The sequence below is a fragment of the Arthrobacter sp. UKPF54-2 genome (assembly GCF_007858535.1).
In the GTDB taxonomy this organism is placed as follows: Bacteria; Actinomycetota; Actinomycetes; order Actinomycetales; family Micrococcaceae; genus Arthrobacter.
Genome location: NZ_CP040174.1, coordinates 1,864,129 through 1,881,602 on the forward strand (window position 1 = coordinate 1,864,129; position 17,474 = coordinate 1,881,602).

13 protein-coding genes are annotated in these 17,474 nt (G+C 70.1%); 10 read left to right on the plus strand and 3 right to left on the minus strand.

Features of this window, described 5'->3' with window-relative positions; genetic code table 11:
• Positions 1–315: 315 nt before the first annotated feature.
• The 4 genes from E7Y32_RS08520 (at position 316) to E7Y32_RS08535 (ending at position 4,755) form a co-directional block, all read left to right on the plus strand.
• Positions 316–1,131, plus strand: a complete 816-nt coding sequence (locus tag E7Y32_RS08520) for an MBL fold metallo-hydrolase (protein ID WP_146336748.1) — start codon at positions 316–318, stop codon at positions 1,129–1,131.
• A gap of 294 nt (positions 1,132–1,425) precedes the next feature.
• On the plus strand, positions 1,426–2,736 hold the full coding sequence (locus E7Y32_RS08525; protein ID WP_261382387.1) for a MinD/ParA family protein: 1,311 nt from the start codon (positions 1,426–1,428) through the stop codon (positions 2,734–2,736).
• Between the two features lie 16 nt (positions 2,737–2,752).
• Positions 2,753–3,499, plus strand: coding sequence for a GAF and ANTAR domain-containing protein (locus E7Y32_RS08530; protein ID WP_146336750.1), 747 nt, complete (start codon positions 2,753–2,755; stop codon positions 3,497–3,499).
• 41 nt (positions 3,500–3,540) lie between these two features.
• Positions 3,541–4,755 (plus strand): MFS transporter, encoded by a 1,215-nt coding sequence (locus E7Y32_RS08535; protein WP_146336751.1) that lies wholly within the window; start codon positions 3,541–3,543, stop codon positions 4,753–4,755.
• Positions 4,756–4,773: 18 nt separating this feature from the next.
• On the opposite strand, the gene E7Y32_RS08540 is transcribed toward E7Y32_RS08535, so the two are convergent.
• Entirely contained in the window at positions 4,774–5,745 is a 972-nt protein-coding gene (locus E7Y32_RS08540; protein WP_146336752.1) for a phosphatase PAP2 family protein, read from the minus strand.
• 96 nt (positions 5,746–5,841) lie between these two features.
• On the opposite strand from E7Y32_RS08540, the gene E7Y32_RS08545 reads away from it, so the two are divergent.
• A complete protein-coding gene (locus E7Y32_RS08545; RefSeq protein WP_146336753.1) occupies positions 5,842–7,218 on the plus strand; it encodes a glycoside hydrolase family 32 protein in 1,377 nt (458 codons plus the stop codon).
• Positions 7,219–7,417: 199 nt separating this feature from the next.
• Positions 7,418–8,446: an o-succinylbenzoate synthase gene (locus E7Y32_RS08550; protein WP_146336754.1), complete on the plus strand. Its 1,029-nt coding sequence runs from the start codon at positions 7,418–7,420 to the stop codon at positions 8,444–8,446.
• Between the two features lie 33 nt (positions 8,447–8,479).
• Here E7Y32_RS08550 and E7Y32_RS08555 read toward each other — a convergent pair whose 3' ends face one another.
• Together E7Y32_RS08555 and E7Y32_RS08560 are read right to left on the minus strand one after the other, a co-directional pair.
• A complete protein-coding gene (locus E7Y32_RS08555; protein ID WP_146336755.1) occupies positions 8,480–10,183 on the minus strand; it encodes a LamG-like jellyroll fold domain-containing protein in 1,704 nt (567 codons plus the stop codon).
• A 4-nt stretch (positions 10,184–10,187) separates the two neighbouring features.
• The gene (locus E7Y32_RS08560; protein ID WP_146336756.1) at positions 10,188–10,796 is read right to left on the minus strand and encodes a hypothetical protein; all 609 of its coding nucleotides are present in this window, start codon (positions 10,794–10,796) and stop codon (positions 10,188–10,190) included.
• A 295-nt stretch (positions 10,797–11,091) separates the two neighbouring features.
• Between E7Y32_RS08560 and E7Y32_RS08565 the strand changes: the two genes are divergently transcribed.
• From E7Y32_RS08565 to menD, 4 genes are all read left to right on the plus strand, one after another.
• Positions 11,092–11,577: a MarR family winged helix-turn-helix transcriptional regulator gene (locus E7Y32_RS08565; protein WP_146336757.1), complete on the plus strand. Its 486-nt coding sequence runs from the start codon at positions 11,092–11,094 to the stop codon at positions 11,575–11,577.
• Between the two features lie 146 nt (positions 11,578–11,723).
• Positions 11,724–13,802, plus strand: a complete 2,079-nt coding sequence (locus tag E7Y32_RS08570; RefSeq protein WP_146336758.1) for a PhoX family phosphatase — start codon at positions 11,724–11,726, stop codon at positions 13,800–13,802.
• A 170-nt stretch (positions 13,803–13,972) separates the two neighbouring features.
• Positions 13,973–15,703, plus strand: coding sequence for an arginine--tRNA ligase (gene argS, locus E7Y32_RS08575; protein WP_222433440.1), 1,731 nt, complete (start codon positions 13,973–13,975; stop codon positions 15,701–15,703).
• Positions 15,700–17,466, plus strand: a complete 1,767-nt coding sequence (gene menD, locus E7Y32_RS08580; RefSeq protein WP_146336760.1) for a 2-succinyl-5-enolpyruvyl-6-hydroxy-3-cyclohexene-1-carboxylic-acid synthase — start codon at positions 15,700–15,702, stop codon at positions 17,464–17,466. Before argS ends, menD begins: the two co-directional genes overlap by 4 nt.
• Positions 17,467–17,474: the final 8 nt, after the last annotated feature.

The following is a 17,474-nucleotide window of genomic DNA, read 5'->3' on the forward strand; positions in this document are numbered from 1 at the left end:
CCTCCTATGTTGGCCAAGCCGTTACGATACTGAAATTCGATTTTCGGTTCCTGATCGTCCACATCTGGCGCCCAAGGCGGGGCGTCGATCCAGGTGCTCCGCAGGGAGGACCCGGATCAGCTGGATGCTAGCAGGAAAGGGGGCCGTGCGCAGCCCGTCGGGCTGCCACAGACTGCTGCCGGTGGCAACGAAATTTGTGAACATGGACGCTTTCACACCGTTTTCCTGACGGGTCCAACGGCGCCAGCGGTTAGAATCGAGGCCTGAATGTCGCAGGCCAACGGTGCTGCAGAGCGCCGGAATTACGGAGATTTCATGTCACGATGGCTCGAGGTCGGCCAGGACAACTATGTGCTGACTACCCAAGGATCCCTGCTCAACACCGGGCTGATCGTAGGCACTGAACGTGCCATGGTGATCGATACCGGCGGCGGGCCCCGGCAGGGCCGCGAGATCCTGGACGCCGTCCGGGAAAAGACGCAGCTGCCGCTGGTGGTGGTCAACACCCACGCCCACTACGACCACTTCTTCGGCAACGCCGTATTCGCAGACGACGGGGTGACCGAGTTCTGGGGGCACGAAAACTGCGCCGCGGAGATCGAGGAAAACGGAGACGCCCAGCGGCACCTCGTCGAAGCCGCGGAACCGGAAATGGCTGCCGGCGAGGGTGCCTCCGTGGAACTCGTGGTTCCGAACGCGATCGTCAAGGACCAGCCGGTCCTGGTGGACCTTGGCGGCCAGAGCGCCACCCTGTTCTACCTCGGACGCGGGCACACGGACGGGGACCTCCTGGTGGGCACGGGCACCACTCTGTACGCAGGTGACCTGGTGGAACAGGGCGCGCACCCGTCCTTCGAGGATTCCTTCCCGGAGGAGTGGGCCGATGCCCTCCGGCACCTGTCTGCCCTGCGGCACCGCTACGAATTCCTGATCCCGGGCCACGGCGAACCCTGCAGTGACCAGTTCGTGAAAACCATGGCCAACACCATGAGCACGGCGGTGCGGCAGGCCACCCAGGCCACCCGCGAGACCCCCAACGATGCCACCAAGGCGGTCCCGATCCTGCCCTACGGCCCCGAGCAGTCCCGGTGGTTCATCCGGCGCCTCCAGGAAACCCGCGCGCACCACTAAGCCACCCCGGAGTCGGGCCCGGTTTTGCGGGTCCAGACCGGGCCGGGAGACAATCCAGGGGCCGATAAAAGATAAGGGTGCTCACGACTGCGCCTAGACTGGCTCTTTGAAAGAAGTCACAACAAGCGCCGCAGCGTGCTCCGCGGTGAGTCCTGGGGGAGAAACCACAAGATGCCCGAACCGGTGGAAGACAACTCAGCTACCACTGCTGAAAACGCAGGACAGCCTGAACTCCGCCGCCGCCGCGACCTGCGTCGCGCCGACGGTGAGAACCCAGCTGCCCGGACAGGAACCATGCCGGTCGTAAATCCCCGCACCGCCCCCGCCGACACCCCGGAACCCCCTGCCCGCGCGGCGCCGCCGCGCAGCAGTTCCTGGGCCCAGGCCGCGGAGGCTGCCGATGAGCGCTTTGGCTACCCGGCCACCGGCGCCAACCCGGTGATCAGCCAGGTCCCCGCCGCTCCGCGGCAGCCCGCCGCTCCGCGGCAGCCCGCCGCCGCACCGACGTCGGCCGCCCCGCAGGCACCGACGGCCCAGGAAGAGCCCCTCGACGCCGCGGCCGCCCCGAACCGGAGCCCGGAGCCGGCTGTTGAATCTGCGTCCGGCAACGTGCCCCCGCCGCCGACCCGTGCCACCCGCTCCGCCAGCCGGGCCGCCGCCCTGGCCGACGCGCCGATGCCGGACTTTATCAGCTCGCCGGGCCTCTTTGTCCGCGAGCAGAAGCCCCGGCCGGTCGGCGGACTCCGCGGCGCCCTCTACAACCTGACGGGCGGCAGCCTGAACCTGGGCCCGAGCGCCCGGCAGCGTGAAGAGGACGAACTCGCACGGCGGATTTCCCGCCAGCTGCAGGGCAGCTACAACACCGCGGTGCTGAGCCTCAAGGGCGGCATCGGCAAGACCTCCACCACGGTCGGCGTCGGACTGACCCTGGCCGAATACCGCGGCGACCCGCCGTGCGCCATCGACGCCAACCCGGACTCAGGGGACCTCGTGGAGCGCGCCCTCGGCGAAGGAATCTACCAGCAGCAGGCCCCGCGGACCATCAGCGACTTGCTCCGCAACGTGGAGTCGATCGATTCGCTGACCGCCCTGGCCCGGTACATGCACCACGCCGGACGCCTGCACCTGATCGCCGGCGAACAGGACCCGGAAGTCTCCGATTCGCTCACCGCGGAAGAATACCTGCGTATACGCAAGCTGATCTCCGGCTACTACTCCGTGGCCCTCACCGACTGCGGCACCGGCGTCACCCACAACGCCATGAGCGGGATCCTGCAGTCCGCGGACAACCTCATCATCGCGGCAGGCTACGCCGTCAGCGGCGCCAAGCGCGCCCGCAGCACCCTGCACTGGCTGGCCGGGCACGGCTACGAGGACCTGGCGCGGAACGCCATTGTGGTCATCACGGACAAGGACGAGGTCTCCTCGCGGGTGGACAAGGACGCCATCGAGGACCACCTCTCCGGCATCTGCCGCCAGCTGATCGCCGTCCCGCACGACCGCGGCGTGGCCGACGGCGACCTCGTCACCCTCGACGCGCTCCGGCCGGAAACCCGGCGGGCGTACCGGGAGATCGCCGCGGCGATCGTCGACGGCTACGTTTAGCCGCTACATTTAGGCCATGAGCAAGTACTCCGGAACCGACGCCGGGAAAGATGCCGCGCTCCAGCTGCAGGAGCTGATCGCCGGCACCGAAAACGTCGAGGACTTCCTGGACCGGCTCGCGGAGTTCGCCGCGTCCGTCCTGACCCACTCCGCCGGCGTGGAGATCGAGTGCGGCGTGACCCTGCAGCGCCGGAAGAAAACCATGACGGTGGCCGGCAGCAGCCAGACCGCCGTCGTCCTGGACCGGATCGAGCAAAGCCTGGGTGACGGGCCGTGCATCGAGGCGCTGCGCACCAAGGGAATCGTCCTGCTGGCCGACGTGGACACCGACCCGCGCTGGCCCGAATACCAGGAACAGCTCGCCGCGCACGGCTGCCGCAGCACCCTCGGCGTCCCGCTGGAAATTGGTGACGACTCGGCAGCCGCCCTGAACTTCTTCGCCTCGACCACCGGCATCTTCACCGCGGACATCGTGGCCGAGGCGGCCGGCTTTGCCGACCTCGCCGGCCGCGCGCTGCGCCTGGCCGTCCGGATCGGGACCGCCCAGACCCGCGCCGAGGACCTGCAGGCGGCCATGGAACACCGCACCTCCATCGACCTGGCCTGCGGCGTCGTCATGGCGCAAAACCGGTGCTCGCAGGAGGAAGCGGTGGCCATCCTCACCCAGGTCTCCAGCAACCGGAACCAGAAGCTTCGCGACGTCGCCGCCGACGTCCTCAAGAACGTCACGGGTGAGGAAATCCACACGCACTTTGACGGCTGACCCTGCAGCGTCGGGGAATGTCCGGTCCTAGGATGAAGGGGATGACCACCACACGCCCCGCCGCCTTCAGCCTCCGCAGCATCGCCGTCCCAGCCTTCGGCCCGGCCTTGCTGTTCAGCATCGGCGAAGGCGCGATCCTGCCCGTGGTGGCCCTCTCAGCCCGGGACCTCGGCGCCTCGGTGGCCGTCGCGGCGCTGATCGTGACCCTGATCGGGCTGGGCTCGTGGTTCTTCAACCTGCCCGCGTCGCTCATCACCCTGAAGTTCGGCGAGCGCTGGGCGATCGTCGGCGCGGCCGCCGCGAGCGCCGTCGCCCTCGCTGCCGCCGCCCTGGCACCGCTGGTGCCGGACGGGATCTGGGTGCTGGCCGCGGCGATGGTGGTGGTGGGCATGGCCGCCAGCGTGTTCAGCCTGGCCCGGCAAAAGTACCTGACGGAGGCGGTCCCGGTGATTGTCCGGGCCCGGGCGCTCTCCACCCTGGGCGGGGTCAACCGGATCGGCATCTTCATCGGCCCCTTCATCGGAGCGGCGGTGATGCAGTTCGGCGGTATCAGCGCGGCCTTCTGGGCCGGCGTGGTGGCGATGGCCGCAGCCGCCGCCCTCTCCGTGACCATCCCCGACCTGGTCGCGGCGCCCGCCCCGGCGGACGGCACCCCGGTCCGGCAGCCCACGCTGCGCAGCGTCGCCGCCTCCCACGCCGGGGTGTTCCTGAGCGTGGGCATGGGGGTACTGCTGCTCAGCGCGCTGCGTGCCTCCCGCCAGGTGGTGATCCCGCTCTGGGCCGATCACCTGGGCATGGACGCGACCGGCGCCTCGCTCATCTACGGCATCTCCGGGGCCATCGACATGCTGGTCTTCTACCCGGCCGGCAAACTGATGGACCGCAAGGGCCGCCACTGGGTGGCGGTGCCCTCCACGCTGATCATGGGCACGGCCATGCTGCTGATCCCGCTCAGCACCGGATTCGTGGGGCTGCTGCTCGCCGCGCTCCTGATCGGCTTCGGCAACGGCATCAGCTCCGGGCTGAACATGACCCTCGGCGCCGACTTCTCGCCGGACAACGGCCGCGGCCAGTTCCTTGGGATCTGGCGGTTCCTGGCCGACGCCGGCGCCACCGGGGGCCCGGTGCTGCTCTCCGGCGTCACGGCCGCCGCCTCCCTGGGCGCCGGGGTGGGGGCCACCGGCGTGCTGGGCTTCGCCGCTGCCGCGGTCTTCGCCATCACCATCCCCAGGCTCCGGCACCGCCGGAACTACTGACGGGCTGCCGGTGCCGGGCTACCGGTGCCCGGCATCCCGGCGTCGTGCGGCATGGCCGAACAACCACACCAGGGCGACGGTGGCGAGGTAGCCGGTAATGACGATCAGCGAGGTGCCCGCCCAGAAGTAGTTGGTGGTGCTGCCTTCCTGGCCCGGCCCCGGCGCGATCTTCAGCAGCGAGTAGGCGGCCACGGCGGCGGAGGCGAGCCCCGCCAGCACCGGGACGGCGACCCACAGGCGGGCGGACGCCCAGTGGCTGTTGTAGCCTTCCCAGACATTCCAGCGGCGTCCGGTGCGCATAATCAGCCAGCCCGCGGGAAGCGTGAAAGCACCCACCACCAGGAACGCCGCCACCACGTCGGCGGGCCGGTGCCACTGGTTGATGAGCGTGGACACCCCGGTGGCGACGGCGAAGCTGCCGCCCAGGAACCCGGCCAGCGGCCGCCAGCGCGGCGACACCATCAGGAACACCGCGGCCGCGGCCGAGGCGGCCAGTGTGGTGTGGCCGGAGGGGAGTGAATTGAGCTCCAAGGTTTCGATGCCGCGGAATGGCCGGACCGGGACCAGGTCCTTGAGGACCTGGGTGGCGACGTTGGCGCCAGCGGCCGCCGCCACGGCGATGCCGGCGGCCCTCCAGCGGCGGCGGGCCACCGTCACGAACAGGACTACCAGCGACGCGATCAGCACGGACAGGGCCGGGAGCCAGTCCAGGAGCTTGTTGCTGGCCTTGCCGGCGGCGCCGTGGATTTCGACGGCCTCGACCAGAGCCGATTCGTCGATGAACTGACCGGTGGTGGTGCGCACAAAGAAGTAATAGGTGGCGGCGAGGGCGGCGGCACAGCCAAGGGTGGCCAGCAGGAAGAGGAATCCGGTGGCCCTGCCGGGACCGGGGGGTTCCGGGGCCGGCGGCGCCGGGGCGCGTCCGGGGGAGCGGTCCCCCCGGGTGCCGGGGGCCGCCTGCCAGCTGCTGCGTTCCTGCCGAAAACTCATCGTTATACAGGTTCCCACAGAACGCTAGGAGCCACCTGAAGGGCCCGGGGCGCCGGCAGGATTGACCCGCGCCGCGAACCGGACCAGAGTCGTCCCATGAGCAACCTGGAGCGCGGCACCGACGCAGCGGCCGCAGCGGCACGGCACCCGGACCCAGCCTTCCCCCGCTTCCATCCAAGGCCGGCGCAGGGCTGGATCAACGATCCCAACGGCCTGTGCTACGTCGGCGGCAGATACCACGTGTTCTTCCAGTACAACCCTGATTCGGCGCGGCACGACCGGATCTGCTGGGGCCACCTGAGCTCCCCGGACCTGCTCCGCTGGGAGGAGCACCCGGTCGCGCTCCGGCCCCAGCCCGGCGGCCCGGACGCGCTGGGCTGCTGGACCGGCGTCGTGACGGACGACGGCGGCGTGCCCACCGCGGCGTATTCGGGCGTCAGCGCCGCGGGCGGGCATTCCCAGGTGGTCCTGGCCCGGGGATCCCGCGGCCTTACGGAGTGGCGGCAGGAAGGGCAGGTGGCTGCCCCGTTCCCCGCGGACCCCCACGTCACGGCGGTGCGCGACCCCTATCTCTTCACCTTCCACGGCCGGCGGTACGCCGTGCAGGGGGCGGGCCTGGCGTCCGGTCACGCGGCCGTGCTGCTCTACCGCGCCGACAAGCTGGACGACTGGCGCTACGAAGGCATCTGGTTCACCACCGAGGACGCCCTGGCGGCGCGGCACCTTCCGGCGGAGATCTGGGAGTGTCCGCAGCTGGTCCGTGTTCCGGACTCCTCCGGCGCGGAGACCTGTTTGCTGATGGCCTCCCTCTGGCTCGCCTCGGACTACCACCACCACCCCAACGGCGTGGGCTACCTGCTGGGTTCGCTCGCCGAGGACCCCGTCACCGGGCTGCCGGTCTTCACCCCGGCGAAGGGCGGCAAGGCGGACCTGGGCCCGGACTTCTATGCGCCGCAAATCCTGTCCCTGCCGGACCGTGCACTGCTGTGGGGCTGGTCGAACGAGGTGTCGGGGCTGGACGGGCGCGCCGGCCGCGGGCAGGAGCAGACAGACGCCGCCGGTTGGGCCGGGCTGTTGACCTTCCCCCGGCAACTGGCGGTGCACGGCGGGAGCCTCGCCGTCAAGCCGGCATCGGAGCTGCGCGGGTACCGGGGCACGCCGCGCGCCAAGGGCGCCGCCGGAACCCTGCACCTGCCGGGGTGGACCGCCGAGGCGGTGGTCACCGGCGGGGAGGGCAGGTTCCGGCTGGTCCTGGCGTCCGCGGCGCAGTCCCGCCCGGTCTTCGCGGACACCGTGGCCGGCGGCGACGAACTGAGCATTTTCGTGGACGGCTCGATTGTGGAGGTCTACCGCCACGGCTCGGTGCCGGCGACGCTGCGCGCCTACCCGGAGCCCGGTGAACAGTGGCGCCTGGAACTGCCGCACGGCGCGGCGGCCGACGTCTGGGAGCTCCGGCAGCCGGCGACCACGTAGCGCCGCCGCCCAAGACAAGTAGCGGCTACCCGTGCCCGGCCCGGGGCGGCGTCCCTAGACTCGCAGAACCGGTGTGGCTGATCCCGCCGGAAGCTCCTTGGGCGGGGCCGATGCAGACGAGTGTCCTAAACCGGGAGCTCACCCCCAGTCGACGTCGGCCCGCCCAAGGCCTCACCCTCAGCGCCGGTAGAGTACATCCATGCCCACCAGTGCCGACACCCCTCCCGCTCCCGGCCTGAACCCCGGGGGAGTGGACGAACTCCTTGACGTGGCCCGGGTAGTCAGCCTGCCGATGCGGGTGAAGTTCCGCGGCATCACCCGGCGCGAGGCACTGCTGCTGCCCGGCCCGCTCGGCTGGGGCGAGTTCTGCCCCTTCCCCGAATACGGCGACGCCGAGGCGGCCCGCTGGCTGGCCGCCGCTATCGAGGCCGGCTGGCAGGGCTTCCCCGAACCCCGGCGGACCTCTGTCCCGGTCAACGCCACGGTTCCCGCGGTTGCGCCGGAGCGGGTGCCGGAGATCCTGACCCGCTTCGGCCGCGTGGACGCGGTAAAGGTCAAGGTTGCCGAGCCCGGCCAGACGCTGGAGCACGACGCCGCCCGGGTCGCAGCCGTCCGCGCCGCGCTGCCGGACGCCGCGATCAGGGTCGACGCCAACGGCGGCTGGGACGTGCCGGACGCCGTCGAGTCACTGACCCGGCTGGCCGCCGTCGGGCTCGAATACGCCGAGCAGCCGGTGCCGGACATCGCGGGCCTCGCCGAGGTTCGACACCGGCTGCGGGCCGCCGGCGTGCCTGTGCTGATCGCCGCGGACGAAAGCGTCCGCAAGGAGGCTGATCCCCTGAAAGTGGCGCGCGCCGGCGCCGCTGACCTGATTGTGGTGAAGGTGGCGCCCCTTGGCGGCGTGCGGCGGGCACTGGAGATCGTGGCACAGGCCGGCCTGCCCGCCGTCGTCAGTTCCGCCCTGGACACCTCCGTGGGCATCCGCGCCGGGCTGGCGCTCGCCGCGGCCCTGCCCGAACTGCCCTACGCGTGCGGGCTCGGCACGGTCTCGCTGCTCGACGCCGATGTCACCCGGGATTCCCTGGTCCCCGACGACGGCGCCATCCGGCTCCGCAACGTCGCCGTCGACCCCGAACTGCTGGCCGAACATGCGGCCCCGCCGGAGCGCAGGGACTGGTGGCTGCACCGGCTCCGGCGGGTCTACGGCGAGCTCGCAGCAACGCGCTAAGGCTTTCGCCCTTTCAATGGCGCGAGCCGCGGGTCAGCGGCCGGCCGCGTACAGGGCTCCAACCTGAGATTGGGTCAGCACCGTCGGGTAGACGGCGGCGTTGTCGATGCTGCCCCGGAAAATCGTGTTCTCGGCGGCCCCGGGCCATTCGCGGTTCTTGTCGAAGTCCATGCTGTCGTAGCCGACCCGCCAGTAGCCGTCGTAGGTGCGCTCGGCGACCAGACGCGGGTTGTCGGCCTTCGGGACGCCGTCGATGTAGAGCACCGATCCGGCAGGACCGGAGGTGGCCGTGGCGAGGTGCCAGCGGCCGTCGTTGTAGCTGGTCTGAGTGGTGAGGCCGGCGGCCTTGTACTGCTGGCTGTTCCCGTTGCGGGTGGCGACGCCGAACCCGACCCCTCCGTTGTCGGTGAGGTACAAGTGCCGGTCAGTGAGTGTTGACGTTCCGGTCTGTGTGTTGCCGAACCCGAGCAGGCGCCCTCCGGAGGTGGCCCCTGGCGTGGTCTTGAACCAGACAGAGACACTGAATGTCTCCGGGGCGCTGGCCAGCAGACGGGTGCTGACCATTCCTGCGGCACTGCCGAACGCCAGGGCGGGGCTGTCTCCCGCGCAGGATCCGGCGGTGCGTCGGACGGCGCCGGAGAGGATGCCGTCATTTCCGGTCCGGCTGCCGTCCTCGGCCGCCGGTCCGGACGCCTCATTGAAGCCGAAGAACAGCGCGGGGTTGTCCTGGGCGGGGCGGAACAGGCAGTCGTAGGAGCTTGCGGCGGCAAAGGTGCCGGCCTGGGCTGGCGTTGCGGCGGAGAACGCAGCGTGGGCCGGAGCCGCCAGCAACAGCTGCGGGGTGACGAGGACCGGAAGTGAGGCCAGGCAGAGCAGGGTGCGGACGGCGGTGGCCCGTCGCGCCGCAGTCCGGGCACGCCGCCGGATGGCCCGGCGGGTGGCGGGGAGGTGCCGGTGTTGCGACTGCCTCGGGGCGCCGCCGGCAACGGGCGCGGCGGGCGCTCCGCCGTCGTGCCGGCCTGCGCTGGAACCGGCGGCTGCGGCCACCGTCAGCGCTGAGATTCCGGCGAACAGGGCGGCGAGATTGGCCCAGTTCTTTTCGGCGAACCACACCACCGGGAGCCCGACGTAGGGGACCCTGAGAACTGCCACGCCGCGGACCGCTTCGGGTGCCACGGGGGAAGAATCATTGGCCGCGTTGGCGTCGCCGCGCAGGATGAGCTTGCCGTCCGGGGTGTCCTGAACGTAGCGGTGCAGCCGCAGCCTCCCTGCATGGTCCGGGTCATCGACCAGCAGGACATGGCCCAAAGCGGCCGTTCCGGTGGGGATGGGCCGGGCGATGAGCACGTCACCGGCTGATATCCGGGGTTCCATGGACCCCGTCATCACAGTGGTGGGAATCCAGCCAAGGGCGAAGGGGAGCAACGCCCAGGCCAGCATCCCGAGGAGGGCGAAGAGTATGGATTGCGCCGCGAAGGTGACGGCGAGGCGGACGGGCCCAACGACGGCGGCCTCCGGGCCGCCGTCGTTCGGTGCTGCGGGGACAGCCGCAGCTGCCGGGCTGGTCTCGGGGGAAGCGACGGAATAACCGTGGATCCTGGGGGCGGCTGCATGCACCCGGTGCCGGAGACCGGGGGTGTGGGGGGTACTGCTTTCCGGAGTTCCGCCGATGGTGCCGCGGGACGTCCGGGCAGCACGGTCCCCGGACGTCGCGGGCAGTCGGCTCGGTCCGGGCATCGGCTTAGCTGTTCTGTGCTTCCCAGGTGAAGCCGACGGCAGCGGTGCCGCCCTGGGTGCTGTTCGGGGCCTCGGGCTTGACCGTGTACGTGATCTGGTAAGTGCGGGTCTCAGCGCTCGCACCCTTGGTGACCCAGCTGCCGACGCCCGAGGAGAAACCGGTGTTCTTGGTGCCGAAAGCTGCGACAGTGCCAGCGAAAGCCGGCGTCGCGGGCGTCGACGCCGTGAAGCCCTCGCACGCGCTGTTCCCGCCCGTTCCTTCGTAGATGGCCAGATCGATGTAGGAAGCGAGGTCCTTCGCGTCGTTAGTGAAGCCCTTCGCGTAGAGCTTTACGGTGGAGGCCAGGGAGCCACTGGAGGTGACGGTGATGCACTTGGAAGCGGTGGAGCCCGGCTTCAGGTTCTCGGCCGCGAATGTTGCGGTGCCGGTGTTCTTGTCTGCGGTGCTGGAGATGGCCACGGTGCCGCTCTTCCAGCTGTTCGCGGCGCTCTCGGTGGTGGCGCTGAAGGCGGAGTAGGAGGCCTGGGACACGGCGACGCCGCTCACCAGGAGTGCTGCGGGCACTGCTGCCCATTTGGCCCAAGTGGCCGTGCGTGCTGAGACCTTTGCCATGACTAACTCCTGGTGGTGTATGGGGCCCCCGCCCCGGATGAGACCTAGCACAGGCCCCCTGAGCGGAACCTGTTGAGAAAAAAGTACACTGAAGTGACTTGATAATCAAGCTAACGAATAATCTTCCTTGTTCTTGACGCCAAAAAACTGCGGATTTCCGGGTTTTTTGGGGAGTTAGCTTGAAAATAAAGTAGATCTCGAACCGGTTTGCGCGTCTCTTCGGGGCACAGTTAAGGGCAGTGCGCATATGATGAATTGCCCGCACACTGCAGGGCACATTTACTAGGAGCTAGACATGACAGACCAGGCGGAGGGACCGGCGGGGGACAAGGACGTGCTGTTGCGGATCACGCAGGGCCTGCGCCGGGTCGACGTGGGGACGTACGCCCTCCGGATCCGGCTGGCCGAGAAGCTGGGCATCGGCACCATCGATATCAACGCGATGGCCTTTGTCGGCGAAGTCGACGGCATGACGCCGAAGGCGCTCGGCCATCTGCTGAACATCACCACCGGATCCGTGACGGCCATGGTGGACCGCCTGGAATCCAAGGGATTCATGGTCCGCAAGCCCAACCCCACCGACCGGCGCAGCGTGCTCCTGCACCTGAGCCCGGCCGGGACCCACGCCATGCAATGGGCCACCGAGCACTTCGCCGACGCCGCAGCCGCCGTCCTCGACGGTGCGCCGGAAGAGAGCATCTCCGACGTCGCCGGCTTCCTCGAAGGAATCGGGCAGCGGCTGCTTGCGGCCGCCAGCGCGCCGGAGCAGCCGCGGGGCTGAGGGCCCCCTCGTGCCGTCCTCGCAGCAGGCACTCCCGCACCACCCTCCCCTTGAGTTAACCGGAACTTCACCGGCAGGACCGCTCCGCGTAGTCCGCCGCTGGCAGGGTGGCGGGGACGCATCCCCTGCCTTGGAAGGTCTCTCCCATGTCTGTCCCCACCGGACGAAAGTTCTCCCTGCTGCCCATGCTGGGCCACACCAAGGGCAAGCGCAGCCCCGTGACCTGCGCGCTCAAGTGTGACAACGCCTGCTCGGGCGAGGTCTGCAACAGCAGCTCCAACGACTACTTCCGCGACATTGCCTCCGCCACGATGTCCCGTCGCTCCGCACTCGGCTTCGGCGCCGCCGGCGCGCTCGCCGTCGTCTTCGGCAACGGCGTGACCTCGGCGCAGCCGGCCACCGCCGGCGGTCCCGGCCTGGCCGCCGCCGCCAAGGACGGCTTCGGCAAGTCCAAGCTCAAGTTCACCGCGATCGCTCCGGTTGACGCCGCCGTCGACGCGTTCACCGTCCCCGCAGGCTTCTCCTGGCAGCCGATCATCCGCTGGGGAGACCCGCTCTTCAACGATTCGCCGGCCTTCGACGTGGACCGCCAGAGCGCCAAGGCGCAGGCCCGCCAGTTCGGCTACAACAACGACTACACGGACATCCTGCCCCTGGACGCCAAGAAGCGCCGTGCCGTGCTCTTCACGAACCACGAGTACACGAATGAGAACATCATGGTCCCGGCCGGCTTCGACGCCGCGGAGACCCGGGCCATCGGTCGCGCCGCCCACGGGCTCACCGTCGTCGAGCTGGAGCGCAAGAACACCAACCAGCCGTGGAGCTACGTCAAGGGCGCGCCGCTGAACCGGCGCTTCCTGACCGACACCAGCTACGAACTGACCGGCCCGGCCGCCGGCTCCGCGCTGGTCACCACCGTTGCCGACCCGTCCGGGCGGACCATCAAGGGCACGCTGGGCAACTGCTCCGGCGGCACCACCCCCTGGGGCACCATCCTCTCCGGCGAGGAGAACTTCAACGGCTACTTCGTCTCCGCTGGAACATCCGCCGCCGACAAGCGCTACGGCCTCACCAGCAAACCGACCGCCCGTCAGTGGGAGCTGGACGACCCCCGCTTCGACACCCGCAACCCCGGGTACGCCAACGAAAGCAACCGCTTCGGCTGGATTGTGGAGGTGGACCCTCAGGACCCGACGTCAACGCCGAAGAAGCACTCCGCGATGGGCCGCTTCAAGCACGAGGGCGCCAACGTCATCATCGCCAAGTCCGGCCACGTGGTCGCCTACATGGGCGACGACGAGCGCTTCGACTACCTCTACAAGTTCGTCTCCAGGGACAAGTACCGCGAAGGCGACCGCAAGCACAACCTGACCCTGCTCTCCGAGGGCGACCTCTACGTCGCCAAGTTCACCGGGGACTCCCCGGCCGCCGAAATCGACGGCTCCGGCAAACTCCCCTCCGACGGAGCCTTCGACGGTTCGGGCGTCTGGCTTCCGCTGGTGGTGGGAGGCAAGCCCATGGTTCCGGATATGTCCGTCGAGGAGATCCTGGTCTATACCCGCGTCGCCGCGGACAAGGTGGGCCCCACCAAGATGGACCGCTGCGAGGACGTCCAGCCCAGCCTGCACACCGGCAAGGTCTACGTGGTCTGCACCAACAACTCCGACCGCGGCAAGACGGGCAAGGAGGGCGCCACCGAGGTAAACCCGCGCACCCTGAACCGTGACGGCCACATCGTGGAAATCACCGAAACCGGGGACCAGACCTCCACGAAGTTCAACTGGAACCTGCTGATGGTCTGCGGCGATCCGGCCAAGAACACCTCCGCCTACTTCGCCGGCTTCCCGGCCGACCAGGTTTCGCCGATTTCCTGCCCGGACAATGTGGCCTTCGACTCGGTCGGCAACCTGTGGATTTCCACGGACGGGGCCCCCTCGAGCATCGGTTACGCGGACGGCCTGTTTAAGGTCACCCTCGACGGGCCCGAGCGCGGCCGCGTTGAGCAGTTCCTTGCCGTGCCGCGCGATGCCGAGACCTGCGGGCCGATCATCCACGACGAGGAGCGGCATGTTTTCGTCGCCGTGCAGCACCCCGGCGAGGAGGGCTCGTTCGCGGCCCAGCACTCGGCGTTCCCGGACTACGTGCCCGCAGGCGCGACGCCGAAGCCGGGGCAGGCCCGGATTCCCCGCCCGTCCGTAGTCCAGGTCTTCCGCACCGACGACTAGCACTCCCGACGCTCCCTCACGTTTGGCAGCTCCGGCGCAGACGCTCCCTCACATCCCGTGGCTCACGCGCGGGATGTGAGGGAGCGTTTGCAGTTTGGGGGCCGGATATGAGGGAGCGTCCGGGGCGGCGGGGAACTGATAATTTGAACAGTGTGAATAATCCGGCCGAAATGGTTGTCCCCAGAGTCCAGGCAGCTATTGCCCATGCCTTCGGCGAGGAGTTCCGCCAGACGGACCCGGTGATCCGGCCCTCGCAGTTCGCGGACATCCAGATCAACGCCGCCATGGCCCTGGCCAAGAAGGTCGGCCTGGCGCCTCGTGACGCCGCCGCCAGGATCGTGGAGGTACTGGACCTCGACGGCGTCTGCAGCCTCGTGGAGATCTCCGGGCCGGGCTTCATCAACCTCACTTTCGACGGCACCTGGATCGAGGAACTGCTCAACACGCCGGAGCCGGCCGGCGGGCAGCCGGAGCCGATGCACCGCGTCGTCGTCGACTATTCCTCCCCGAACGTGGCCAAGGAAATGCACGTCGGGCACCTCCGCACCACCGTCGTCGGGGACAGCCTGGTGCGCGTGCTCGAGGCGCTGGGCCACACGGTGATCCGACAGAACCACATCGGCGACTGGGGCACGCCGTTCGGCATGCTGATCGAGCACTGGCTGGAGGTGGGGGAGGACTCGCCCGAGGCGGCGCTGCTGGTCGATGACCCGAGCGCTTTTTACCAGGCCGCGCGGGCGAAGTTCGATGCCTCCGCCGCCGACCCCGACGGCTTCGCCACCCGGGCGCGGCTGCGCGTGGTGGCGCTGCAGGGCGGGGACGCGGACACGTTTGCCGTCTGGCAGCGGCTCGTGGCTCAGTCGAAGCGCTACTTCAACGCGATCTACGCGATGCTCGGCATCAGCCTCACCGACGACCACATCGCCGGCGAAAGCTCCTACGACGCGCACTTGGCACAGCTGTGCCAGGAACTCGAGGAGCGCGGCATCGCCCGGATCAGCGAGGGCGCGCTCTGCACCTTCCCGGCCGGCTTCACCGGGCGCGACGGCGACCCGCTGCCGCTCATCATCCGCAAGTCCGACGGCGGCTACGGCTACGGCACCACCGACCTCGCCACCATCCGCTACCGGGTCCGGGAACTGGCAGCCGACCGCGTGCTCTACGTGGTGGGCGCCCCGCAGAACGTGCACCTGCGGATGGTGATGGCCACCGCCCGCGACGCCGGCTGGCTGCCCGACACGGTGGAGGCCACCCACGTCCAGATCGGCAACGTCCTCGGCGAGGACGGCAAGATCCTCAAGTCCCGCGCCGGCAACCCGGTCAAGCTGATGGCGCTGCTGCGCGAGGCCGTGGACCGTGCCCGCGCCGTCATCGATGCCAGCCGGCCGGAGCTCAGTGACGACGAGCGGGCGGTCACGGCCCGGCAGGTGGGCATCGGCGCGGTTAAGTACGCGGACCTCTCCACCGGCCACGACACCGAGTACGTCTTCGACTTCGACCGGATGCTCGCGCTGACCGGCAACACGGGCCCGTACGTCCAGTACGCCGCCGCCCGGATCCGGTCCATCCTGCGCAAGGCCGGCGCGCTGGAGCAGGACCTCGGCCCCGGCGCGCCGGCGGCGACCATCGCCGTCGTCGAACCCGCCGAACGCGCGCTGGCCCTGCACCTGCTCGAATACGACGCTACGCTGCACAAGGTCGGTGAACTGCTCGAACCGCACCGGTTCTGCGCCTACCTGTTCGAACTCGCGCAGCTGTTCACTTCCTTCTACGACCAGTGCCCCGTGCTCAAGGCCGAGGCCACGGTCCGCGACTCCCGGCTGGCCCTGTGCGGACTCGTGCTGCGCAGGCTCTCCAGCGGCCTGGACCTGCTGGGCATCGAGACGCCGGAGAACATGTGAGCCCGGAGGCGCCCGCGGCAGGCTCTCCTGGGGACGGTTCGTTGGGGTCGGTGGAGGCCGCACGGGTGGCCGTCGCCGCCCTGATCGGGTCCGGGGTGCGCTACGTCGTGGTGGCACCGGGATCCCGCTCCGCCCCGATGGCCTACGCCCTGGCCGAGGCCGACGCCGCCGGCCGGGTGGAGCTGCTGGTCCGGATCGACGAACGCGACGCCGGCTTCACCGCCCTGGGCCTGGCCCTGGCCACCGGCGCCCCCGCCGCCGTCCTGACCACCTCGGGCACCGCCGTCGGGAACCTGCTGCCGGCCGTGATGGAAGCCAACCACGCCGCCGTGCCGCTGGTGGTCCTCTCCGCCGACCGGCCCGAGGAACTCCGCGGCACCGGGGCGAACCAGACCACCGTGCAACCGGACCTGTTCGGCGAGCACGTCCGCTTCGCCGCCGACGTGCCGGCCGGCGAGAACCCGCTCCGGGCCGTCGAGACCGCGCTGAACGCCGCCACCGGCGCCTTCAAGGACATCCCGCCCGGCCCCGTGCAGCTGAACCTCGCCTTCCGCGACCCGCTGGTCCCGGCCGCGCGCGACGGCCTCGGCGAGGGCTCCGGCCGCCGGATCCACCAGGCCGCGCGCCACCCGCTGGCGCTGGACTTCCCGGACGCCTCCCCGGCCCTGCCCGAGCGGCGCACCGTCGTGCTCGCCGGGCACGACGCCGGACCGGTCGCCGAGGCGTTCGCCCGCGCCCAAGGCCTGCCGCTGCTCGCCGAACCTTCCTCCAACGCCCGCTTCGGCCCGAACGCCGTCGGACCCTACCGGCTGCTGCTGGAGCATTTCGGCCCGGACTCCGGCCAGCCGATTGAACGCGTGGTGCTGTTCGGCCGGCCCACCCTTTCCCGGCCCGTGTCGGCCCTCCTCGCCCGCGCCGACGTGCCCTCCGCCCTCTACCAGCCGGTCCAGGTGGCCTGGTACGAGCCCGGCCGGCGCACCGAGCTGCCGCTCGAGACCCTGGCGGACCTGGCCGACTTCGCCGGCCGGGGCAGCCCGGCGTGGCTCGACACCTGGCTGCTGGCCGGCGCCGCCGCCCAGCACACCCTGGACCTGGTGCTGGCCGGTTCAGCTTCCTCCTCTGCCGGCTCCGGGACCGCCTCCGGCCCCGCCTCCGGCCCCGCCGTGGGCGCCTTGGTCTGGGAGCACGCCCGCGGGCAGTTGGTCCTGGGCTCTTCCAACGGGATCCGCGACGTTGATCTGGCCGGCGCCCCGGCCCCGGAACCGCAGGCCACCGTCTTCGCCAACCGCGGTCTGGCCGGGATCGACGGTACCCTCGCCACCGCCACCGGCATCGCCGTCGGCGGCCGGCAGGAAACCACCGTGCTGCTCGGCGACGTGACCTTCCTGCACGACGCCGGCGGGTTGCTGCTCGGCGCGGGGGAGACCGAACCGGCGCTGCGGATCGTGGTCCTCAACGACGCCGGCGGGGCCATCTTCGGGCTGCTGGAGCACGGCGCCGTCGAGCAGTCCGGCCGCTATGGCACCGCCGTCGAACGCCTCTTCGGCACCCCGCACACCGTGGACTTCTCCGCACTGGCAGCGGCGTATGGCGTCGCCCACCGCACGGCCAGCACGACGGCGGAGCTCGCCGCGGCGCTGGAGGAACCCGTGCATGGCCGCAGCATCATCGAGGTGCGGACCGACCGCCAGGGCCTCCGCGAACTGCACGGACGGCTCCGCGAGGCCGTGTCCGCCGCCGTGGCAGGCGTCCTCGGCGGATAGCCCGCGTT